Raw genomic sequence first — 18309 nt, forward strand, 5'->3', positions numbered from 1 at the left:
TCAGCCGCCGAGCTCCTCGCGCTCCCCCTTGCCGCGGTAGAAGTCGACCGCCAGCCACAGGCCCTGCGGCAGCAGATAGGCCCACCCACCGGCCAGGTAGACCTTGCCGTCAAAGGCGCCGAACGCGAACCAGGCGTAGCAGAGCGCGAAGCTGACGAGGTGCGCAGCCCACAGCCGCGGCATGCCCCCGTCCCAACGCCGCATCAGCCACAATGCGGCGCGGCTGAGCACCAGGGTTTCGACAAATGCGAGGGCGAAGAAGACGAGCATGGCGCGCATCCTGTCACGCGCCATCGGGCTTGGGAAGCGGGCGTCCCGGGGGTTACGCCGCCGCTTTTCCTCGGCTAGAGCTTCGCCTCATGCCGGAGGTGTTACGAGACGAGGCGGCGGTGCTCAGCATCGCCGCGGCTGCGCCGATGCTGGGCCAGGTCGAAGCCTGGGCGCGCGTCAACAGCGGCTCGGCCAATCTCGAAGGTCTGGCGCGCATGGCGGACCTCCTCGCCGGCGCCTTTGCAAAGCTTCCCGGAGAGGTCCGGCTGCTCGATCCGGCGCCGGTCGAGGCGATGGAGGCGGACGGCTCGCTGAAGCCCGTGGCCCATGGCCGGAACCTCCACTTGAGGGTGCGCCCGGAGGCGCCGGTGCAGGTGCTGCTGACCGGCCACATGGACACGGTCTACGGCGCCGACCACCCGTTTCAGCGGCTCGAATGGCTCGGCGCCAAGATGCTGCGCGGCCCCGGCGTCGCTGACATGAAGGGCGGCCTCGCCGTCATGCTCGCCGCCCTTACCGCGTTGGAAAGCTGGGAGGAGCGGGAGCGGATCGGCTACGAAGTGGTGATCAATTCCGACGAGGAGGTCGGCTCTCCCGGTTCCGCCGCCCTCATCGCCGACGCCGCACGGGGGAAACGCGCAGCCCTGACCTACGAGCCTTCCGCGCTTCCCGACGGGACCCTCGCGGGAGCCCGCCCCGGCAGCGGCAATTTCTCGCTCCACGTCCGCGGCCGCAGCGCCCATGCCGGGCGCAATCCCGAGGAGGGCCGCAATGCCCTCGTCGCCGCCGCCGACCTCGCCTTGCGCCTCGATGCGGCGAAGCGGCCGGGGCTCAGCGTCAACCCGGCGCGGATCGACGGCGGCGGGCCGAACAACGTCGTTCCCGATCATGCAGTTCTTCGCATAAACATGCGGCCAGCGGCGCCCGCCGACCAGGACGAAGCGTCCGCCGCCCTCCACGAGGCGATCGCCGCCGTCTCCGCCGCACGCGACGTCCGCATAAACATGCACGGCGGCTTCGGCCGTCCACCCAAGCCGCTCGACGCCGGCGCCGAAAAGCTCTTCGATCTCGTCCGCCGCTGCGGCGCGGAGCTCGGCCAGCCCATCGCCTGGCAGGCGAGCGGCGGCGTGTGCGACGGCAACAACATCGCCGCCTGCGGGGTGCCGGTGGTCGACACGATGGGGGTACGCGGCGGCGCCATCCATTCCGCCGACGAATATCTGATCGTCGAGAGCCTGGCCGAGCGCGCCCAGCTTTCGGCCCTGGTGCTGATGCGGCTCGCTTTGGGGGAGGAATTGTGAGCTTTCGTGTGCGCCCGGCGGGCAATGACGATTTCCAGGCGATCTACGAGATGGCCAAATTGACGGGCGGCGGCTTCACCAACCTCCCGCCTGACCGCGGCGCCCTGGTCGAAAAGCTGATCCGCTCCGAAAAAGGCTTTGCATCGGACGCCACCGAGCCGACCGACGACCTGTTCCTCTTCGTGCTGGAGAATGCCGACACCGGCCAGATCCGCGGCACCTGCCAGCTCTTCTCGACGGTCGGGACCGAGGCGCCTTTCTATTCCTACCGGATCGGCACCCTCACCCAGACGTCGAAGGCGCTCGGCAAGACCTTCCGCGCCCAGATGCTCAACCTCACCACCGACCTTGAAGGCTCGTCCGAAGTCGGCGGCCTGTTCCTCCACCCGGGCGAGCGCGCCGGCGGCCTCGGCCTCCTCCTCGCCCGCAGCCGCTATCTGTTCATGAAGCTCCACCGCCCGCGCTTCGCCCGCCGGGTGATCGCCGAGTTGCGCGGCGTCATCGACGAGAGCGGCGGCTCGCCCTTCTGGGACGCGATCGCCGGCCGCTTCTTCGCGATGAACTTCCAGGAAGCCGACGAATTCAACGCCGCCCACGGCACCCAGTTCATCGCCGACCTGATGCCAAAGACGCCGATCTACACCGCCATGCTCCCCGAGACCGCAACCCACGTCATGGGCATCCCGCACCCCTCCGGCCGCGCCGCGATGCGAATGCTGGAGCGCGAGGGCTTTCGCCAGGATTGCTATGTCGACATCTTCGACGGCGGTCCGACGATGGTCGCCAACACCGACGACGTCCACACCATTCGGGACTCGAAGGAATTGGTCCTCGGCGCGGTCGCGGATCAGGTCGAAGGCCCCGGCATGATCTTCGCCGCCGGCACCCTGCGCCACTTCGCCGCCGCCTGCGGGAATTTGCGCCACGAGCCGGATGGCACCGGCACCCTCGACCGCCGCACCGCTGCCCTGCTCGGCATCCAGCCCGGCGACACCTTCCTCGCTATGAGCCGCTGATGCCGATCGCCGAGATCAATTTCGACGGCATCATCGGGCCGAGCCACAATTATTCCGGCCTCAGCCTCGGGAATATCGCCTCGGCCACCAACAAGGGCCTCGTCTCCCACCCCCGCGCCGCGGCGCTGCAGGGGCTGGAAAAGATGCGCCACAATATCCGCCTCGGCCTCGCACAGGGCCTCCTCCTCCCCCACCGCCGTCCGGACCGGGCCTGGCTCACCAAACTCGGCACGACGATCGAGCACGTCCCGGCATCCCTGCGCCCCGCCGCTTTCTCCGCCTCGGCGATGTGGGCCGCCAACGCCGCCTCCATCTCCCCCGCCCCCGACACGCGGGACGGCCGCTGCCACCTCACCGTCGCAAACCTGCGCACCATGGCGCACCGCAGCCACGAATGGCCCGAGACCCTCGCCCAGCTGCGCCTCGCCTTTGCCGCCGACGCCTTCACGGTCCACCCGCCGGTCCCGGCGACCTTCGGCGACGAGGGCGCGGCCAACCACATGCGCCTCAGCGCCAGCCACGGCGCCCCAGGCGTGGAGGTCTTCGTCTACGGCCACCGCGGCGGCACCTACCCGGTCCGCCAGCACGAGGAAGCGAGCCGTGCCGTCGCCCGCCTCCACGGCCTCGATCCGGAGCGCGCCCTGTTCGTCTGCCAGTCGGAAGCGGCCATCGCGGCCGGCGCCTTCCACAACGACGTGGTGGCGGTCGCCAACGAACATGTCCTCTTCTGCCACGAACAGGCCTTCGAGGACCGCCCCGCCTTCTACGCGGACCTGAAGCGCCTGCTCCCGGAGGCGGAGATCGTCGAAGTCCCGGCGAGCGCCGTCACCCTCGAGGACGCGATCCGCTCCTACCTCTTCAACGCCCAGCTGGTGACGCTCCCCGACGGCGCCGGCATGGCGCTGATCCTTCCCGAGGAAGCGCGCGATACCCCCTCGGTCTGGCGCTGGCTCGAAACGATGGTGGCCGGCAACGGCCCCATCCGCCGCCTCCACGTGGTCGACGTCCGCCAGTCCATGGCCAATGGCGGCGGCCCCGCCTGCCTGCGGCTCCGAATCGTCGCGGACCCGGCGACGGTGGACGCGCGATTCCTGGTCGATGAGGCGAAGCTCGACCGGCTGGCCGAGGTGATCGAAGCGCACTGGCCCGAAGCCATTGCACCGAACGATTTGCTTGAGCCGGCCCTCTGGGCGCAGCTGGACGGAGCCCGCGCCGCGCTCCTCCAGGCGCTGGACCTCGCCGAGCTCGCCTAACTGCCTCCCCATCGGGACGATGGGGAGGGGGACCACCGAAGGTTGTGGAGGGGTATTCCCATCCGCGGCGGAGGAGCACTTTCCACGACGAACTCAGTGCGGCAAATACCCCTCCACCACCCTTTGGATGGTCCCCCTCCCCATGAGCTTCGCTCATAGGGAGGCAAGGTTTAAGCCTCGTCCGGGCTCCAGAAGATGTCGACCGGCGATTCCACGGTCGAGAGCAGCCGCCCGATCGGAGCCGACGATAGCGGGCCCTCCTTGATCGCCTGCTCGAGCACCTCCCTTTTCTTCGCCCCGGAAATGACGATCATCATCGCCCGCGCACCGGTCAGGGTCGCTGCCGTGAGGGTGACCAAATCCCCCTCTCCGCTCTTCACGCCGACCGCCCGCCGCCCGCGCGGCGCATCGAGCACACGTCCCACGTCGCTCCCGGCAATGAGACCGGCGGTGCCGCCCTGCTCATCCATGCCGAGGCAGACGAAATCCAGCGGCCAGCGCTGCAGCGACAGCCGCGCATCCGCCAGCCGCGCCGCCTCCGCCGGATCGCCGAGCGCGCTCTCGTCGACCACCGACACGATGTCCGCGCCCTTGGCGCCGAACCAGCCTTCCAGCATGCGGTAGCGGCTCTCCGGCGCCCCCAGCCCGACCAGCCGGTCCGCCGTCGGCACCAAAGTCACCTTCGCCCATTCGAAGCCCTTGGACTTGGCCAGCGCCGAGAAGAGCGGGTCGAGCCCCGCCTCGCCCGGCAGCGCCAGGCGCGCATCGCCATGCGCTTCGATCGCGCTTTCGATGACGAAGCCGATATCGCCCGCCGCCTGCGCCGCAAGCTCGGCCGCCGAGTCGAACTCCCACCATTCCAGCTCGTCCATTCGTCCCTCTTCTCGCTTTGCGTGGTGTCCGGAACCGTGCGCGCGCCACGCGGGTTCCTTCCTGTTGCGGGGGCCGTAGAGGAGTTCGCCCATGCCTGCCAAATCGAAAGCGCAGCAAAAGGCCGCCGGCGCCGCCCTTTCCGCCAAGCGCGGCGACACGCCCAAGAGCAAATTGAAAGGCGCCTCCAAATCGATGGAGGAATCGATGAGTGAGAAGCAACTCGAGGAATTCGCCGCCACCAAGCGCAAGGGCAAACCGGAGCATGTGGGGTAGGGCATAGCCTCCCCTCCCGGACCGCCCCTGCCAGACGCTCCTTCCGCACCTCACCTTCCGGATTTCCGGGAGGGGAGTAGGCGCTAGCCTTTCCCCCAGCACCCCTTATCCTTACCGCGTGTCCACCCGACCCCCCGACGGCCGCATTCTCGCCCGCCGCCTCATCGAGGCGCTGCCCGAGCCGAGCCTGATCGTCGCCGACGGCCGCGTCCTCGCCGCCAATGGCGCGGCCCGCGCCGCCCTCGGCGATCATGTCGACAACTCGGACATCCGCCTCGTCCTGCGCCAACCGGCCGCGCTCGAGCGCCTGCTCGGCGACGCGCCCGCCGCGGCGGACGAAGTCGAGCTGGTCGGCCTCGGCGGGCCGGAGCGGCGCTGGATGATGGCGGTGGCGCCGCTCGCCGTCGGCTGGCGCTTCGTCCGCCTCACCGACCGCAGCGAGGCCCACGCCGCGGAGCGCATGCGGGTCGATTTCGTCGCCAATGCCAGCCACGAGTTGCGCACGCCGCTCGCCACGCTGGTCGGCTATGCCGAGACGCTGCGCGCAGAGGGTGAGGCGCTCGATCCCGAGACCCGCGCCCGTTTCACCGCCATCGTCGACGACGAGGCGCGGCGCATGCAGCGCCTCGTCGAGGACCTCATCTCCCTCTCGCGCATCGAAGGCGAGCGCTTCAGCCCGCCGACCGACGCTGTCGAGATCGACTGGTTGTTCGAGGAAGCGAAGCGCAATTGCGCCACCGCCGCCGGAGACCGCGGCTGCCGCGTCGAGATCTCCGTCGCGGCCGGCCTGCACCCGGTGGCCGGGGACCGCGCCCAGCTCCTCCAGCTATACGACAACCTCGTCGGCAACGCCCTGCGCTACGGCAAGCCCGGCAGCACCGTCCGGCTGGAAGCGGCCGCGGACGGCGCGACCGTCCGCACCCGCGTCTCCGACGAAGGCGAAGGCATCGCCAAGGAGCATATCCCCCGCCTCACCGAACGCTTCTACCGCGTCGACGCCGGCCGCAGCCGCGCCCAGGGCGGCACCGGCCTCGGCCTCTCCATCGTCAAACACATCGTCGAACGCCACCGCGGCCGGCTGAGCATCGACAGCGAGCCGGGGGTCGGAACGACGGTGACGGTGATCCTGCCGGTGGCGGCGTAGCTCCTCCCTGTCGCGAAGCGATGGGGAGGGGGACCATGCGCAGCATGGTGGAGGGGCCTTACCGAGTCTGAGAAGGCCCCTCCACCACCCTCCGGGTGGTCCCCCTCCCCATCCGCTGCGTGGACAGGGAGGACTGGAGTAGCCCCACCCCCCATTGTCACAAAAGAGTCTCCAGATTTTCCTATTTCCCTAGCCACCGGGGCGGGCCGGCGAATCGGCCGTCCGGAGGGAGATTCCACCTTGCGCACTTTCGTCCTCGCGGCTCCAATCGCCGCCTTCGCTCTCGCCGCCTTCGCCCTCGCCGCCTGCAGCCAGAGCGGCGGCAACCAGAGCGCTTCGCAAGCCGCGGGCGGCGCCAACGCCATCACCGGCGCGGGCTCGACCTTCGTCTATCCCGTCGTCGCTGCTTGGTCGTCCGACTACAGCAAGTCGGCGGGCGCCAAGGTCAATTACCAGTCGATCGGCTCGGGCGGCGGCATCTCGCAGATCAAGGCCGCGACCGTCGATTTCGGCGCCTCGGACAAGCCGCTCGACCCCAAGGAGCTCGCCGCCGCCGGCCTCGCCCAGTTCCCGGTGGTGATCGGCGGCGTCGTGCCGGTGGTGAACATCGCCGGCATCGCGCCCGGCAAGCTCCACCTCACCGGCCCCGTCCTCGCCGACATCTTCGCGGGCAAGGTCTCGAAGTGGAATGACCCGGCGATCGTCACATTGAACGCCGGCGTCCCGCTGCCCGACGCCAAGATCGCCGTCGTCCACCGCTCGGACAGTTCGGGCACCAGCTTCAACTGGACTCACTACCTTGCGCAGGTCAGCCCCGCCTGGAAGGCGGGCCCCGGCGAAGGCACGTCCGTCTCCTGGCCCACCGGCGTCGGCGGCAAGGGGAATGAGGGGGTGGCGGGCTATGTCCGCCAGATCCCCAATGCGATCGGCTATGTCGAATATGCCTATGTCGTTCAGAACAAGATGAACTGGGCGGCGGTGCAGAATGCGGCGGGCGTGTTCGTCTCCCCCGGCACCGACAGCTTCCAGGCCGCCGCGGCCGGCGCCGACTGGAAGAACGCGCACGATTTCTTCCTGGTGATGACCAACGCGCCGGGCGCCGGCGCCTGGCCGATCACCGCCACCACCTTCGTGCTCATGCACAAAGAGCCCAAGGACAAGGCGCGCTCCGACGCCGCGCTCAAATTCTTCCGCTTGGCGCTGGCCAACGGCCAGGACCAGGCGAAGAAGCTCGATTACGTGCCGCTGCCGGCGCCTCTGGTCGCGCAGGTCGACGCGTACATCGGCGCCAACATCAAGTGAGCGATCCCGCCCACCGGCGCGGCGCCGGCGGGGAGAGGCTGTTCGGCCTCACCACCGCCGGCGCCGCGTGGCTCGTCCTCCTGCTCCTCCTCGGCACCGCGGCGTCGATGGCATGGGGCGGGCGGCAGGCCTTTTCGACCTTCGGTTTCGGCTTCCTTACCAGCCGCGAATGGAACCCGGTGGAGGGCCATTTCGGCGCGCTGGTGCCGATCTACGGTACCCTCGTCACCTCGGCGATCGCGCTGATGATCGCCGTCCCCGTGTCGGTCGGCATCGCCCTGTTCCTCACCGAGATCGCGCCGCGCTGGGCGCGCGGCCCGATCGGCATAGCCATCGAACTGCTCGCCGCCATTCCCTCCATCATCTACGGCATGTGGGGCCTGTTCGTCTTCGCGCCCTGGCTCGGCGCGCATGTCCAGCCCTGGCTGATCGAGCATCTCGGCAACACGCCGATCCTCGGACCCTTGTTCGAAGGCGCGCCGATCGGCATCGGCATGCTGACCGCCGGCATCGTGCTCGGCATCATGATCATCCCCTTCGTCGCCGCCGTCGCCCGCGACGTCTTCGCCGCCGTGCCGCCGTCGCTGCGCGAGGCCGCGGTGGCGCTGGGTTCGACGCGCTGGGAAATCCTCAGCCGCGTCACCCTGCCCTACACGCGCTCGGCGATCGTCGGCGCGGTGTTCCTCGGCCTCGGCCGCGCATTGGGCGAGACGATGGCCGTCACCTTCGTCCTCGGCAACGCGCACGACCTCTCCGTCTCGCTGCTGATGCCGTCCAATTCGATCGCCGCCACCATCGCCAACGAATTCACCGAGGCCGACACCGATCTCTACCGCTCCTCGCTCATCGCGCTGGCCTTCCTGCTCTTCGTCGTCACCTTCATCGTCCTGTCGCTCGCCAAGCTCCTGCTGAGCCGGATGGACCGCAGCCTCGGGCGCACCCACTGATGTCCGCGCGCCAGCTCCGCCGCCGCATCGCCGATCTCGCCGCCTTCGCCTTCGCCTGCGCGGCGACGATCTTCGGGCTGATCTTCCTGTTCTGGATCCTGTGGACCACGTTCCGCTACGGCGTCGCCGCGCTGAAGCCCTCGCTCGTCACCCAGATGACCCCGCCGCCGGGCGAGGATGGCGGGCTCTTGAACGCCTTTTACGGCAGCGGCGTGATGGTGCTTCTCGCGGTCGCCCTCGGCACCCCGATCGGCATTGCCGCCGGCACCTACCTCGCCGAGCACGGCCGCTTTTCGCGCCTTGCCGCCATCGTCCGCTTCGTCAACGACATCCTCCTCTCGGCGCCCTCGATCGTCATTGGCCTGTTCGTCTACGAGCTGGTGGTGCGCACCATGGGCCATTTCTCGGGCATCGCCGGCGCGCTGGCCCTCGCGATGATCCTCCTCCCCATCGTCACCCGCACCACCGACGAAGCGCTGCGCCTCGTCCCCGACACGATGCGCGAGGCGGGCTTCGCGCTCGGCCTGCCGCGCTGGAAGGTGACGGGGCAGATCCTCTACAAGGCGGCCCGTGCCGGCATGCTGACCGGCATCCTCCTCGGCCTCGCCCGGATCAGCGGCGAAACGGCGCCGTTGCTGTTCACCGCCCTCAACAACCAGTTCTGGAGCGCCGACCTCGCCCAGCCGCTCGCCAACGTGCCGGTGGTCATCTTCCAATATGCGATGAGCCCCTACGACCAATGGCACGCTCTGGCCTGGGCCGGCGCGCTCACCCTCACCGCCTTCGTCCTCGCCCTCAACGTCTTCGTGCGCATCCTCGCGCGCAAGGGAAATTCCAGATGAGTTCCGCCCCGCCCGCCGCCGGGCTCCACATCGCCACCGGCGCCGACGCCGAAGTGCACGGCGCGCCGACCGCGCTCGCCATCCGCAACCTCGATTTCTTCTACGGCAAGTCGCAGGCGCTGACCGGGGTCGAGCTCGACGTGCCCGCCCGGGCCGTCACCGCCATCATCGGCCCGTCGGGTTGCGGCAAGTCGACCCTGCTGCGCACCATCAACCGCATCTTCGAGCTCTACCCGGAGCAGCGCGCCGAGGGCGAGATCATCTTCGAGGACCGCAACGTCCTCGACCGCAAATTCCCACTGTCCGAACTGCGCCGCCGCATCGGCATGGTGTTCCAGAAGCCGACCCCCTTCGCCTCCTCGATCCGCAACAACGTCGCCTTCGCCCTTTCCTATTACGAGAAGCTCTCGAAGGCCGAGACCGCCGCGCGGATCGAGGATGCGCTGCGCCAGGCGGCTTTGTGGGACGAGGTGAAGGACAAACTCGATGCCAGCGCCCTTTCCCTCTCCGGCGGCCAGCAGCAGCGCCTGTGCATCGCCCGCACCATCGCGGTGAAGCCGGAAGTGATCCTCCTCGACGAGCCCACCTCCGCCCTCGACCCCATCTCGACGGCCAAGATCGAGGAGCTGATCCACGAGATGCGCGCCCGCTTCACAATCGTCATCGTCACCCACAACATGCAGCAGGCCGCCCGCGTCTCGCAGAAGACCGCCTTCTTCCACCTCGGCAGCCTCGTCGAATATGGCGACACCTCGCAGATCTTCACGAATCCGCGCGCGCCGCGCACCAAGGACTATATTACCGGCCGGTACGGCTGAGAGGGACGCAACATGGCCACCACCGGAAACACCCATACGCTCAAGGCCTTCGACCAGGAGCTGGACGCGCTGCGCGCCCTCATCAGCCAGATGGGTGGCCTCGCCGAGCATGCCATCCGCGAATCGATGCGCACCCTCATGCAGCGCGACCTCGAAGGGGCGCGCGCGGTGGTCGAGGACGACCGGAAGCTCGACGCGCTGGAGGCGGAGGCTGAGGGCCGCGTCGTCCAGCTCATCGCCCTCCGCGCGCCAATGGCCGACGACCTCAGGGAAGCGATCGCCGCGCTGAAGATCGTCGGCGTCGTGGAGCGGATCGGCGACTATGCCAAGAACATCGCCAAGCGCGTCCCCCAGCTGGGCGATGCGCGCGACCGGATCGAGCCGGTCTCGCTGCTCCCCGAAATGGCGCGGATCGCCGCCGAGATGGTCCACGACGTTCTCGACGCCTTCGTCGAGCGCGACGCCGACAAGGCCCGCGCCGTGTGCGAGCGGGACCGCGCCGTCGACGATTTCTACAATTCGATCTTTCGGGCGCTCCTCACCTTCATGATGGAGGACCCGGCGAACATCACCCCCTCCACCCACCTCCTGTTCGTCGCCAAGAATATCGAGCGGATCGGCGACCATGCCACCAACATCGCCGAAATGGTGTGGTTCGCGGCCACCGGCGAGCGCCTCGCCGACCGCCAGCGCGGCGCCGACCCGCTCGCGCCGGCGTGAGGGCCACGGCATGACCCGCCCCCGCATGCTGCTGGTCGAGGACGACGCGATCCTCGCCGATCTCCTCGTCTGGCATTTCGAGCGCGAGCAGTTCGACATCGCCCGCACCGGCGACGGCGAGGAAGCTTTGCTCCTCGCCGAGGAGCAGGTCCCCGACATCGTCATATTGGACTGGATGGTCGAGGGAGTCTCCGGGATCGAAGTGTGCCGCCGACTCCGCCGGTCCGTGAGCACCGCCAACGTCCCCATCATCATGCTCACCGCCCGCGGCGAAGAGAGCGACCGAGTCCGCGGCCTCGAAACCGGCGCCGACGACTACCTCACAAAACCCTTCAGCCCCCGCGAACTCATAGCCCGCGTCCACGCCGTCCTCCGCCGCGTCCGCCCCGCTTTGGCCGGCGAGACCCTCCATTATGCCGACCTCGAAATGGACGTCGCCCACCACAAGGTCCGCCGCGCGAGCCGCCTCGTGCCCTTGGGCCCCACCGAATTCCGCCTGCTCCGCCACTTCCTCGAGCATCCCGGCCGCGTCTTCTCCCGCGAGCGTCTCCTCGACACCGTCTGGGCCCATGACAGCGACATCGAGCTGCGCACCGTCGACGTCCACGTCCGCCGCCTTCGCAAGGCGCTCAACCATGGCGACCAGACGGACCTCATCCGCACCGTCCGCTCTGCGGGCTACGCCCTCGACGCGGAGACCTGAGCCCGCGCCCCACCGCCGTCAGAGCGTCACAGAGTCAGCGTCGCCACCCGCAACCCGGGCCCGTCCACAGCGCAGACCAGCGCATCCACGCGCTCGAAGCAGCCGGTCAGCGGAACCGGCAAGGTCGCCCGGGACCAGGTCTCTCCGCCGTCGGGTGAGTAAAGCACCCACCCCTTCTCTCCTTTCTCCTCAAACACGAGTGTGAATCTGCCGAGACCGTACGGCCCGCGGAACCAGGCACCTTCCTCGACGGCTTCGATGTACCGCTCGAAGAACACCCGGCTCCAGCTGCGGCCGCCGTCCGGCGTGCGCCAGATCGACGCATAGCCTTGGCTGTCCCCGGCCATGAAAGAATGGCGCTGCACAAGGGCGAAGCCGCGACCGTCCGGCCGGAAGGTGAAGCCATCGACCGCAGCTTCGCATCCTGTCTCCTCCGGCGTCGGCGAAAGGCGAGGGATGCCGGTCCGTGCCCAGCTCTGTCCGCCGTCCGGCGTGGCAAGGACGATCGTCTCGTGGGCCGCGCACCCGGCCACGACGAAGCGCTCGCCGCCGGCATAAGCTGCTGCGTCCGGCCAGAATTCCTCGGGCAGCGGCGTGGTCGTCCAGTGCAGTCCCCGGTCGGCAGTCACTTCGAACGTGGTCTTGCCGGTGAAGGGATTGTGCGTGAAGGCCGCCCCCCGCCCGCCGCCGCGATTGATGATGGCGTCGCCATAGTCGGGCACCGGCAAGCGCCGCCAGCGTCTCCCGCCGTCCACCGTGAAGGCATAATGCGGCTCGGCCCCAACCCCGTTCGGCACGGCAGTCCACCCGTCGCTGCGGGTCGCGAAGGACGCGATCGTCGCCACATTGTGCGAGTAGCTGCCCCGAACCTGCCGCCACGTGCGCCCGCCGTTGCGTGAGCGGAGGATCGTCCAGTCCCCCAGCCCCGCCTGCCCCGGAGGCGTGAAGCCCGCGCCCCAGAGCGATTGCCCGTCGGCAAACTGCACCGCTCCGAGCATAGTCGCCGAACAGCCGCCGCACCGCCCCCGGGCGACAGTGACGCGAAACGGCAACGGGCCGGTCTCCGCAGGCGCAGGGGCCGCCCCGCTGGGAACGCCCACCAGGAAAAGCGCAAGCGCGGCTAAGGGTTTGGAGACCATCGGTGCATCATGCCAGCGCCGCCGCGGCTGGCAAGCTCCGTTCGTCTAGCGCCCCGTGCCGCCCTTCCACTCGAGCATCCGGTCGAGGCTGCTCACCACCGTCGGGTGATAGGCGTTCCGCGCCGTCGCATAATCGTGCCGGGCGATCGCCATCCCCCATTCTCCCTGCGCCCTCAGCGCGCGGTAAACCGGGAAGATCAGCAGTCCCCGGCCGACGCTCGGCAGGAAATTCGCTATCGAGGCCCTCGCAGGATCGTAGCGATTGCCGATCGCCAGCACGAGCCACGCCGAGCGAATGTAGGCATTCGAGGTCGTGGAGAGGTTTAACCTCCGGTCGAGCTCGCCGAGCCGCGCGGCGCTCTGGGTGCGCGGCAGCCCGTTCAGGAAGCGCAGCCACTCCTGCGTCGACCAATTCTTCGTATCCACAGATGCGATCGGCGCGCCTGCATTCACCCGCGCCAGCATTTGGTCGATTTTGGCGAGGGTCGCCGAGCGGACATGGACCGCATTGCTCGGCAGCCCGGGCTCGTAAGCCCATCGGTCAAGCTGCAGCTTCGCCTCGAGCGCCGCGTCGCCCCGGACGAGGTTGGCGCGCAGGTCCGCGAGGAACCCCGCAGTGGTCTGCGGCTGGAAGGCATGGCGGTCGAAATAGGACCGGAGATAAGCGTCCCACCGCGGCCTTCCGACCGTATATTCGATGGTCCTGAGGAAGGTCGAACCCTTGCTGTAATCGAGCTCGCCATACGTCCCGCCGGGCTTGCCGTGCAGGCGGGTCGCGTCGGGATCGGGAGCGGCCTTCAAGTCGCGCTGGAGATTGTCCCACAGGAGGTCGGCGAGGGTCGCCGCGCGCTCCTTGCCGTACAGCGCCTCGTCGATCCGGTTCTCGAAATAGGTGGTGAAGCCTTCGTTCAGCCAGCTATCCGACCAGGTCGCATTGGTGACGAGATTGCCCGACCAGCTGTGCGCCAGTTCGTGCGCGATCACGTCGACGTTCGATTTGTCGCCGGTGAAGATGGTCGGCGTCGCGAACGTCAGGGTCGGGTTCTCCATCCCGCCGTAGGGAAAGGAGGGTGGCAGCACCAACACGTCGTATCGCCCCCAGCGATACCTGCCGTAGAGCGCCTCCGCGGTGCTCACCATCCTTCCGGTGTCGGCCAATTCCGCTGCGTCGCGTGCCAACACCGACGGCTCGGCATAGACGCCGGTGCGACGGTCGATCGCCTGGAAACGGATGTCGCCGACCGCCAGCGCGATCAGATAGGGCGGGACGTTGCGGTCCATGCGAAACCGGTAGCTGTGCCACCCCTTCCCGGCCGGCTCCCCCGCCGGGGTCAGGCGCTCGGCGCTCATCACCACGACGAGGTCGGACGGAACCGTGATCTTCGCGGTCCAGCTCTGCCGGATGCCCGGACTGTCCTGCGTGGGGATCCAGCTGCGATTGTTGATCGCCTCGCCCTGGCTGAACAGATACGGGCTCGTCTTGCCCGCGGTCAGCGCCGGCGCCAGCCAGCCGAGCGCGCTGGCGCCCGGATCGGACTCATAGGCGATGACGATCCGCCGCGTGGTGCCGATCTCGACCGCGAGCGGCGCGCCCTTCTCCTCGTCATAGGCGCCCACAGACCATTTCAGCGGCTTCCCGGCGGCATCGGTGATGGAAGAGATGACCAGCTTGTTGTCGTCGAGGATGATCTCGCGCGCGTCCGGCCGCGCCAGGATATCGAGCGCCGCCGTGCCGCGCATGACATGGCGCGTGAAGTCCGCGGTCAAATCGAGGTCGACATGCGTGACGCGCGCGATCTGCGGCGCCGCATAGGTCAGCACGTCCTTCGCTTCGGGCGTCGTCAGGATCGGCGACGGCGCATCCGGCGCGGCATGGGCCACGCTCGCCGCCGCGAGGGCCGCAAGCAGGAAAAGGCGAGTCATCAGCGATCCTTCCGCGACGTGGGTGAAAGGCGCTTCGAACCTTTGCCCCCGTGTTGCAAGGCCTGCGCGGCGCGTGAGCTCCCACGCGAGCCGGCGCTAGGAGTGGGCGCCTGTGCCATTCGGTTGTAAGCGGCGATCGGACGTGGTGAAGGAGCCGAGATGACGCTGATACCGTTCCACGGCGCCGCGCCGCGCATCGACCCCACTGCCTTCGTCGCGCCCGGCGCGGTGCTGATCGGCGACATCGAGATCGGCGCCGAGGCGAGCATCTGGTACAATTGCGTGCTGCGCGGAGACGTCAACCGTATCCGCATCGGCGCGCGCACCAACATTCAGGACGGCTCGGTGATCCACGTCGATTCGCCGCATCCGGGCGCCGAGGCGGGCCACCCGACGATCATCGGCGAGGAGGTGCTGATCGGCCACCTCGCCATGGTGCACGGCTGCATCCTCCACGACCGCGCCTTCGTCGGCCTTGGCGCGATCGTCATGGACGGCTGCGAGATCGAGAGCGGCGGCATGCTCGCGGCGGGCGCGATGCTGACGCCGGGCAAGCGCATTCCGGCGGGTCAGCTCTGGGCCGGCCGCCCCGCCCGTTACCTCCGCGACCTCAGCGAAGCGGAGCAGGCGGCGAACCTCGCCGGCGTGTTCCATTATGTCGAGCTGGCGAAAGCGCACCGCGCGGCGCTTGGCTAAAGTCGGACGCCGTGCGGGAGCCTAGCGGCTGAGCGAGGCCTCCAACCGCCGGATGCGGGCGGCCTGATCGGCGGCGATGCGCTCGATCTCCGCGGTCGCGGCGTGGAGACGCTCGACGTCGGCGGGGGCGAGCGGCGTCTGGCGGGCGCGGGCGGCGGCATAATCGTCGAGTTCACCCGAGACGCGGGCCAGCGGGGCCTGGGCGGCGACGGCGCGCGACACCGCCTGCTGCGCGATCACCCAGCTGTCGGAGCCCGGCGCGCCCGCCCTGGCGGTGGCGGCGGCGGCGGTCTCGTAGGCGCCGGTAAAGGCGCCCTGGGCGGCACGGGCGGCGGCGATGAATCGCTCCGCGCGCGTGCCGACGGACGCATCGGCGGGAAGCGGCGGCCGGACCTTTGGCGGCGACATCTGCTCGGCGGCATAGTCCCGCTCCGCCGGCCGCTGGGCGAGCGAGGGGAAATCGCCCTCGTTCGACGCGCAGCCCGCCGCGAGCGCGGGGAAGGCCAGGAGGGTCAACTGTGCGTGCTTGCGCCGGAACATCGCCTTCGCCCTATCCCCCGGCGCAGGCGCCCGCAACGGGCTTGCGCGTCGTCCACCTTGCCCCTATGTCGCCCACTCCCAAGCGCCCGTAGCTCAGCTGGATAGAGCATCAGACTACGAATCTGAGGGCCGGAGGTTCGAATCCTTCCGGGCGCGCCATTTTCCCAACAGCTTCGCCGAACAGTCGCGTTGCGCGGGCGCTTGCCCCCCGGACGCGGCGGCGGCATTGCCGCTGGCATGTTCGCGTTGCTTGCCGCCACCCTTCTGCAGTCACCGCCGTCTGCCGACGACGAGGTCCATCGCCGCCCGACACAGGAGCACCGCGCCGCCTCTCGCACGCCGCGCGATGCGGACGACGACGATGACGAGGAAGGGCGCGTCGATCCCGCCGATCCGATCGTGGTGACGGCGCACCGGCTCGACGCGGCGCGTACTGGCGTCGACGCCGCCTTGGGCGCCACCGTCTATTCCCTGACCAACGAGGGGGTGGAGAACCGGCCCGGCGGCGAGACGGGGAGCGTCGCGGCGATTCTTTCCCAGACGCCCGGCGCCGTGCCGGTGGGGACCGGCCTCGCGATCCGCGGCTCGCGGCACACGCAGGTACGGATCAACGACGTCATCGTGCCGGAGGCGATCTCGGACCCAGCGGAACATCTCAGCGCGCGCCTGGCGGAGGCGGTGCGGGTGATGACCGGCACTCTGCCCGCCCAATTCGGCTTCGCGCCCGGCGGTGTCATCAGCGTCACCACCAAGAGCGGCGTCTACCAGCATGGCGGGCAGCTCGAGATGTTCGCCGGCACCGACGGCCTCATCGAGCCCGCCGCGGAATGGGCCGGCGCCGTCGGAGGCGTCAGCCTGTTCGCATCCGGAAGTTATGAGCGCGAACGCACCGGCATCGCCGATGCGGGCGGCCATATGACGAACGACGTCCGTCGGGGCGCCGAGGGGCTGCTGTTCGCCGACCATGTGCTGAGCGACAGCGACCGGGTCTGGCTGATCCTGGGGGGATCGCGCGAGCGGCATTCCATCGGCGCCACCGGCATCCCGGCGGGAACGGCTGCCGGCGACGACGGCTATGCGGTGGGAAGCTTCCAGCACAGTTCGGGCGGGCTGACGTTTCAGGCCTCGCTGTTCGCCGCCCATGCAGTCGACGCGGCGCGGTTCGCAGTCGCGACGCGGGAGCGGCGCACGTCTTTCGGGACGCAGATCGACGCGGCCCAGCAACTCGGCTCCGCGCACGTCCTTCGCGGCGGAATCCTCGTGAGCCGGGTCTCGGTCCGCGAACGCGATGGCCGGAGCGATACCAGCCTGCACCGCACCGCCTCGAGCGTTTATCTGCAGGACGCGTGGACGATCGCCCCCAATGTCACCTTCAACCCGGGCGTCCGGGTCGAGTGGCTGAGGGGTGGGGGGAAGCGCGCTGCGATCGAACCGCGCGCGAGCATCGTCTGGACTCCGTCTCAAGGCCTCAGCGCCCATCTCGGCTATTCCCGATACGCCGCGGCAGCGCCGCTCGGCGAGGCGGGGGGGGCCGCTTTGCCGGAGGAGCGGGACGATTATTTCGATGCCGGCGTCCAGCGCAAAGTCGGGGCATTCACGTTCGGCGTGGATGCCTATGTGCGGTCGGCGCGCAACTTCATCGTGGCGCGGGAGACGCCGGGCGAGGCGGCCGCCGCGGCGTTCGGCTTCAGGCGGGCAGAGCTGCGCGGGCTTGAACTCTCCGGGACCTTCGCGCGCGGACCGGTGACGGCCTGGGCCAACCTTGCCTTGTCGCGGTCGCGGGGGCGGTCGATCGTCGCGAATGCCGGGCTGCCTCCAGCCGGTGTGATCGCGGCCGCCGGCGACCGCTGGCTGCGCCTTGGCGAGGACCGCCCGGTCGTGGCGTCCGGCGGCTTCACCTGGCGCCTCGACGAACTGAGTCTCTCCGCCGATGCGGTCGCGTCGAGTGGTGCCGTGGGGAGCAGCACGGCGCCCAACGCAGCGCGGTCGCCTTTTTTCGCAGTCTTCGGCCTCGCCGCCGTCTACCGCGTACGGCTCCTCGAGCGGCCGGCCGACCTGCGGCTGGACCTCACCAATGCCGGCGGCGCGCGCTACGTCACCCGCGACGCTTCGGCGCTCGAAGGGGGGTGGACGACGCGCGGGCGCGGCCGGGCCCTGACCGTCGGTATCGAGCAGGGCTTCTAGGTCACCAGCGAGGCCGGCCCGAACCTCCTACCACTCCTACCAGGGCGTGTCCTTGCCGCCGTTGCGGACGCCGCACGCCGGGTCGCCCATATTGTAGTTGCAGCCGGCATCGCCATTGCCTTGCTTGCGGTTGAGGCCGAGCCGCTCCTGCCGGCGCATCTCGTCCCATTCCGCCGCCGTGTGGCATTCCTTGATGGTGGCGAGGCGCGAGCCGATCGGGGCGCGCATCTGGCAGACCATCTTGTTGGGGTCGTCGTTCTTGTGCCGCGGCGTCGAGGCCGAAGCGATCGTCGCGGCGCCGCCGGCGGCGAGGATGCCTGCAAGAAGAAGCTTCATCATCGGCCGAACTCCCTTCGCCTGCGAAG

Annotated in this window: 19 protein-coding genes and 1 tRNA gene; 14 read left to right on the forward strand and 6 right to left on the reverse strand. The window is 69.3% G+C overall.

Going from position 1 to position 18309, the window contains the following annotated elements; genetic code table 11:
• Positions 1-294: a hypothetical protein gene (locus tag VGC56_RS15665; protein WP_464126371.1), complete on the reverse strand. Its 294-nt coding sequence runs from the start codon at positions 292-294 to the stop codon at positions 1-3.
• A gap of 65 nt (positions 295-359) precedes the next feature.
• On the opposite strand from VGC56_RS15665, the gene VGC56_RS15670 reads away from it, so the two are divergent.
• From VGC56_RS15670 to VGC56_RS15680, 3 genes are read left to right on the forward strand one after another with little or no spacing between them, the layout of a single operon-like run.
• Positions 360-1571 carry a hydrolase gene (locus VGC56_RS15670; RefSeq protein WP_464126373.1) on the forward strand — a complete coding sequence of 404 codons (1212 nt, stop codon included), beginning with the start codon at positions 360-362 and terminating at the stop codon, positions 1569-1571.
• Positions 1568-2587, forward strand: coding sequence for an arginine N-succinyltransferase (locus VGC56_RS15675; protein WP_464126374.1), 1020 nt, complete (start codon positions 1568-1570; stop codon positions 2585-2587). The genes VGC56_RS15670 and VGC56_RS15675 overlap by 4 nt, the downstream gene beginning before the upstream one ends.
• Positions 2587-3840: an N-succinylarginine dihydrolase gene (locus VGC56_RS15680; RefSeq protein WP_464126376.1), complete on the forward strand. Its 1254-nt coding sequence runs from the start codon at positions 2587-2589 to the stop codon at positions 3838-3840. The genes VGC56_RS15675 and VGC56_RS15680 overlap by 1 nt, the downstream gene beginning before the upstream one ends.
• Before the next feature lie 170 nt (positions 3841-4010).
• Here VGC56_RS15680 and VGC56_RS15685 read toward each other — a convergent pair whose 3' ends face one another.
• The gene (locus VGC56_RS15685; RefSeq protein WP_464126378.1) at positions 4011-4712 is read right to left on the reverse strand and encodes a 6-phosphogluconolactonase; all 702 of its coding nucleotides are present in this window, start codon (positions 4710-4712) and stop codon (positions 4011-4013) included.
• A 91-nt stretch (positions 4713-4803) separates the two neighbouring features.
• Here VGC56_RS15685 and VGC56_RS15690 point away from each other — a divergent pair, with 91 nt between their 5' ends.
• From VGC56_RS15690 to phoB, 8 genes are all read left to right on the forward strand, one after another.
• Positions 4804-4986, forward strand: a complete 183-nt coding sequence (locus tag VGC56_RS15690; RefSeq protein WP_464126379.1) for a DUF3008 family protein — start codon at positions 4804-4806, stop codon at positions 4984-4986.
• A gap of 118 nt (positions 4987-5104) precedes the next feature.
• On the forward strand, positions 5105-6130 hold the full coding sequence (locus tag VGC56_RS15695; RefSeq protein WP_464126380.1) for a sensor histidine kinase: 1026 nt from the start codon (positions 5105-5107) through the stop codon (positions 6128-6130).
• Positions 6131-6370: 240 nt separating this feature from the next.
• Complete coding sequence (pstS, locus tag VGC56_RS15700) at positions 6371-7432, forward strand: phosphate ABC transporter substrate-binding protein PstS (RefSeq protein WP_464126382.1); 1062 nt, start codon at positions 6371-6373, stop codon at positions 7430-7432.
• The gene (pstC, locus tag VGC56_RS15705; protein ID WP_464126384.1) at positions 7429-8379 is read left to right on the forward strand and encodes a phosphate ABC transporter permease subunit PstC; all 951 of its coding nucleotides are present in this window, start codon (positions 7429-7431) and stop codon (positions 8377-8379) included. Before pstS ends, pstC begins: the two co-directional genes overlap by 4 nt.
• Positions 8379-9221, forward strand: coding sequence for a phosphate ABC transporter permease PstA (gene pstA, locus VGC56_RS15710; RefSeq protein WP_464126385.1), 843 nt, complete (start codon positions 8379-8381; stop codon positions 9219-9221). The genes pstC and pstA overlap by 1 nt, the downstream gene beginning before the upstream one ends.
• Positions 9218-10039 (forward strand): phosphate ABC transporter ATP-binding protein PstB, encoded by an 822-nt coding sequence (pstB, locus tag VGC56_RS15715; RefSeq protein ID WP_464126386.1) that lies wholly within the window; start codon positions 9218-9220, stop codon positions 10037-10039. The genes pstA and pstB overlap by 4 nt, the downstream gene beginning before the upstream one ends.
• A gap of 12 nt (positions 10040-10051) precedes the next feature.
• Complete coding sequence (gene phoU / locus VGC56_RS15720; protein ID WP_464126387.1) at positions 10052-10759, forward strand: phosphate signaling complex protein PhoU; 708 nt, start codon at positions 10052-10054, stop codon at positions 10757-10759.
• Between the two features lie 10 nt (positions 10760-10769).
• Positions 10770-11462: a phosphate regulon transcriptional regulator PhoB gene (gene phoB, locus VGC56_RS15725; RefSeq protein WP_464126389.1), complete on the forward strand. Its 693-nt coding sequence runs from the start codon at positions 10770-10772 to the stop codon at positions 11460-11462.
• Between the two features lie 26 nt (positions 11463-11488).
• Here the strand turns inward: phoB and VGC56_RS15730 are convergent, their stop codons facing one another.
• On the reverse strand, positions 11489-12448 hold the full coding sequence (locus VGC56_RS15730) for a WD40/YVTN/BNR-like repeat-containing protein (protein ID WP_464126391.1): 960 nt from the start codon (positions 12446-12448) through the stop codon (positions 11489-11491).
• A gap of 198 nt (positions 12449-12646) precedes the next feature.
• Positions 12647-14524 carry a M1 family metallopeptidase gene (locus tag VGC56_RS15735; protein ID WP_464126393.1) on the reverse strand — a complete coding sequence of 626 codons (1878 nt, stop codon included), beginning with the start codon at positions 14522-14524 and terminating at the stop codon, positions 12647-12649.
• A 159-nt stretch (positions 14525-14683) separates the two neighbouring features.
• On the opposite strand from VGC56_RS15735, the gene VGC56_RS15740 reads away from it, so the two are divergent.
• On the forward strand, positions 14684-15220 hold the full coding sequence (locus VGC56_RS15740) for a gamma carbonic anhydrase family protein (RefSeq protein ID WP_464126395.1): 537 nt from the start codon (positions 14684-14686) through the stop codon (positions 15218-15220).
• A gap of 21 nt (positions 15221-15241) precedes the next feature.
• Here VGC56_RS15740 and VGC56_RS15745 read toward each other — a convergent pair whose 3' ends face one another.
• Positions 15242-15736, reverse strand: coding sequence for a hypothetical protein (locus VGC56_RS15745; protein ID WP_464126397.1), 495 nt, complete (start codon positions 15734-15736; stop codon positions 15242-15244).
• Positions 15737-15842: 106 nt separating this feature from the next.
• Between VGC56_RS15745 and VGC56_RS15750 the strand changes: the two genes are divergently transcribed.
• Together VGC56_RS15750 and VGC56_RS15755 are read left to right on the forward strand one after the other, a co-directional pair.
• Positions 15843-15919 (forward strand) — tRNA-Arg (locus VGC56_RS15750).
• Positions 15920-15997: 78 nt separating this feature from the next.
• Positions 15998-17944, forward strand: coding sequence for a TonB-dependent receptor plug domain-containing protein (locus VGC56_RS15755; protein WP_464126399.1), 1947 nt, complete (start codon positions 15998-16000; stop codon positions 17942-17944).
• A gap of 36 nt (positions 17945-17980) precedes the next feature.
• Here the strand turns inward: VGC56_RS15755 and VGC56_RS15760 are convergent, their stop codons facing one another.
• Positions 17981-18283 carry a hypothetical protein gene (locus VGC56_RS15760; protein ID WP_464126400.1) on the reverse strand — a complete coding sequence of 101 codons (303 nt, stop codon included), beginning with the start codon at positions 18281-18283 and terminating at the stop codon, positions 17981-17983.
• Between the last annotated feature and the right edge of the window lie 26 nt (positions 18284-18309).

The organism is Allosphingosinicella sp., assembly GCF_036403745.1.
Lineage (GTDB): Bacteria > Pseudomonadota > Alphaproteobacteria > Sphingomonadales > Sphingomonadaceae > Allosphingosinicella.

Excerpts from the sequence above, each read along its gene's own strand:
- VGC56_RS15670 (WP_464126373.1), top strand. The coding sequence starts at position 360 with ATGCCGGAGGTGTTACGAGACGAGGCGGCGGTGCTCAGCATCGCCGCG.
- VGC56_RS15685 (WP_464126378.1), bottom strand. The coding sequence starts at position 4,712 with ATGGACGAGCTGGAATGGTGGGAGTTCGACTCGGCGGCCGAGCTTGCG.
- VGC56_RS15740 (WP_464126395.1), top strand. The coding sequence starts at position 14,684 with ATGACGCTGATACCGTTCCACGGCGCCGCGCCGCGCATCGACCCCACT.
- phoB (WP_464126389.1), top strand. The coding sequence starts at position 10,770 with ATGACCCGCCCCCGCATGCTGCTGGTCGAGGACGACGCGATCCTCGCC.
- VGC56_RS15735 (WP_464126393.1), bottom strand. The coding sequence starts at position 14,524 with ATGACTCGCCTTTTCCTGCTTGCGGCCCTCGCGGCGGCGAGCGTGGCC.
- VGC56_RS15665 (WP_464126371.1), bottom strand. The coding sequence starts at position 294 with ATGGCGCGTGACAGGATGCGCGCCATGCTCGTCTTCTTCGCCCTCGCA.
- pstA (WP_464126385.1), top strand. The coding sequence starts at position 8,379 with ATGTCCGCGCGCCAGCTCCGCCGCCGCATCGCCGATCTCGCCGCCTTC.
- VGC56_RS15760 (WP_464126400.1), bottom strand. The coding sequence starts at position 18,283 with ATGATGAAGCTTCTTCTTGCAGGCATCCTCGCCGCCGGCGGCGCCGCG.
- VGC56_RS15690 (WP_464126379.1), top strand. The coding sequence starts at position 4,804 with ATGCCTGCCAAATCGAAAGCGCAGCAAAAGGCCGCCGGCGCCGCCCTT.
- VGC56_RS15680 (WP_464126376.1), top strand. The coding sequence starts at position 2,587 with ATGCCGATCGCCGAGATCAATTTCGACGGCATCATCGGGCCGAGCCAC.
- pstB (WP_464126386.1), top strand. The coding sequence starts at position 9,218 with ATGAGTTCCGCCCCGCCCGCCGCCGGGCTCCACATCGCCACCGGCGCC.
- VGC56_RS15755 (WP_464126399.1), top strand. The coding sequence starts at position 15,998 with ATGTTCGCGTTGCTTGCCGCCACCCTTCTGCAGTCACCGCCGTCTGCC.
- phoU (WP_464126387.1), top strand. The coding sequence starts at position 10,052 with ATGGCCACCACCGGAAACACCCATACGCTCAAGGCCTTCGACCAGGAG.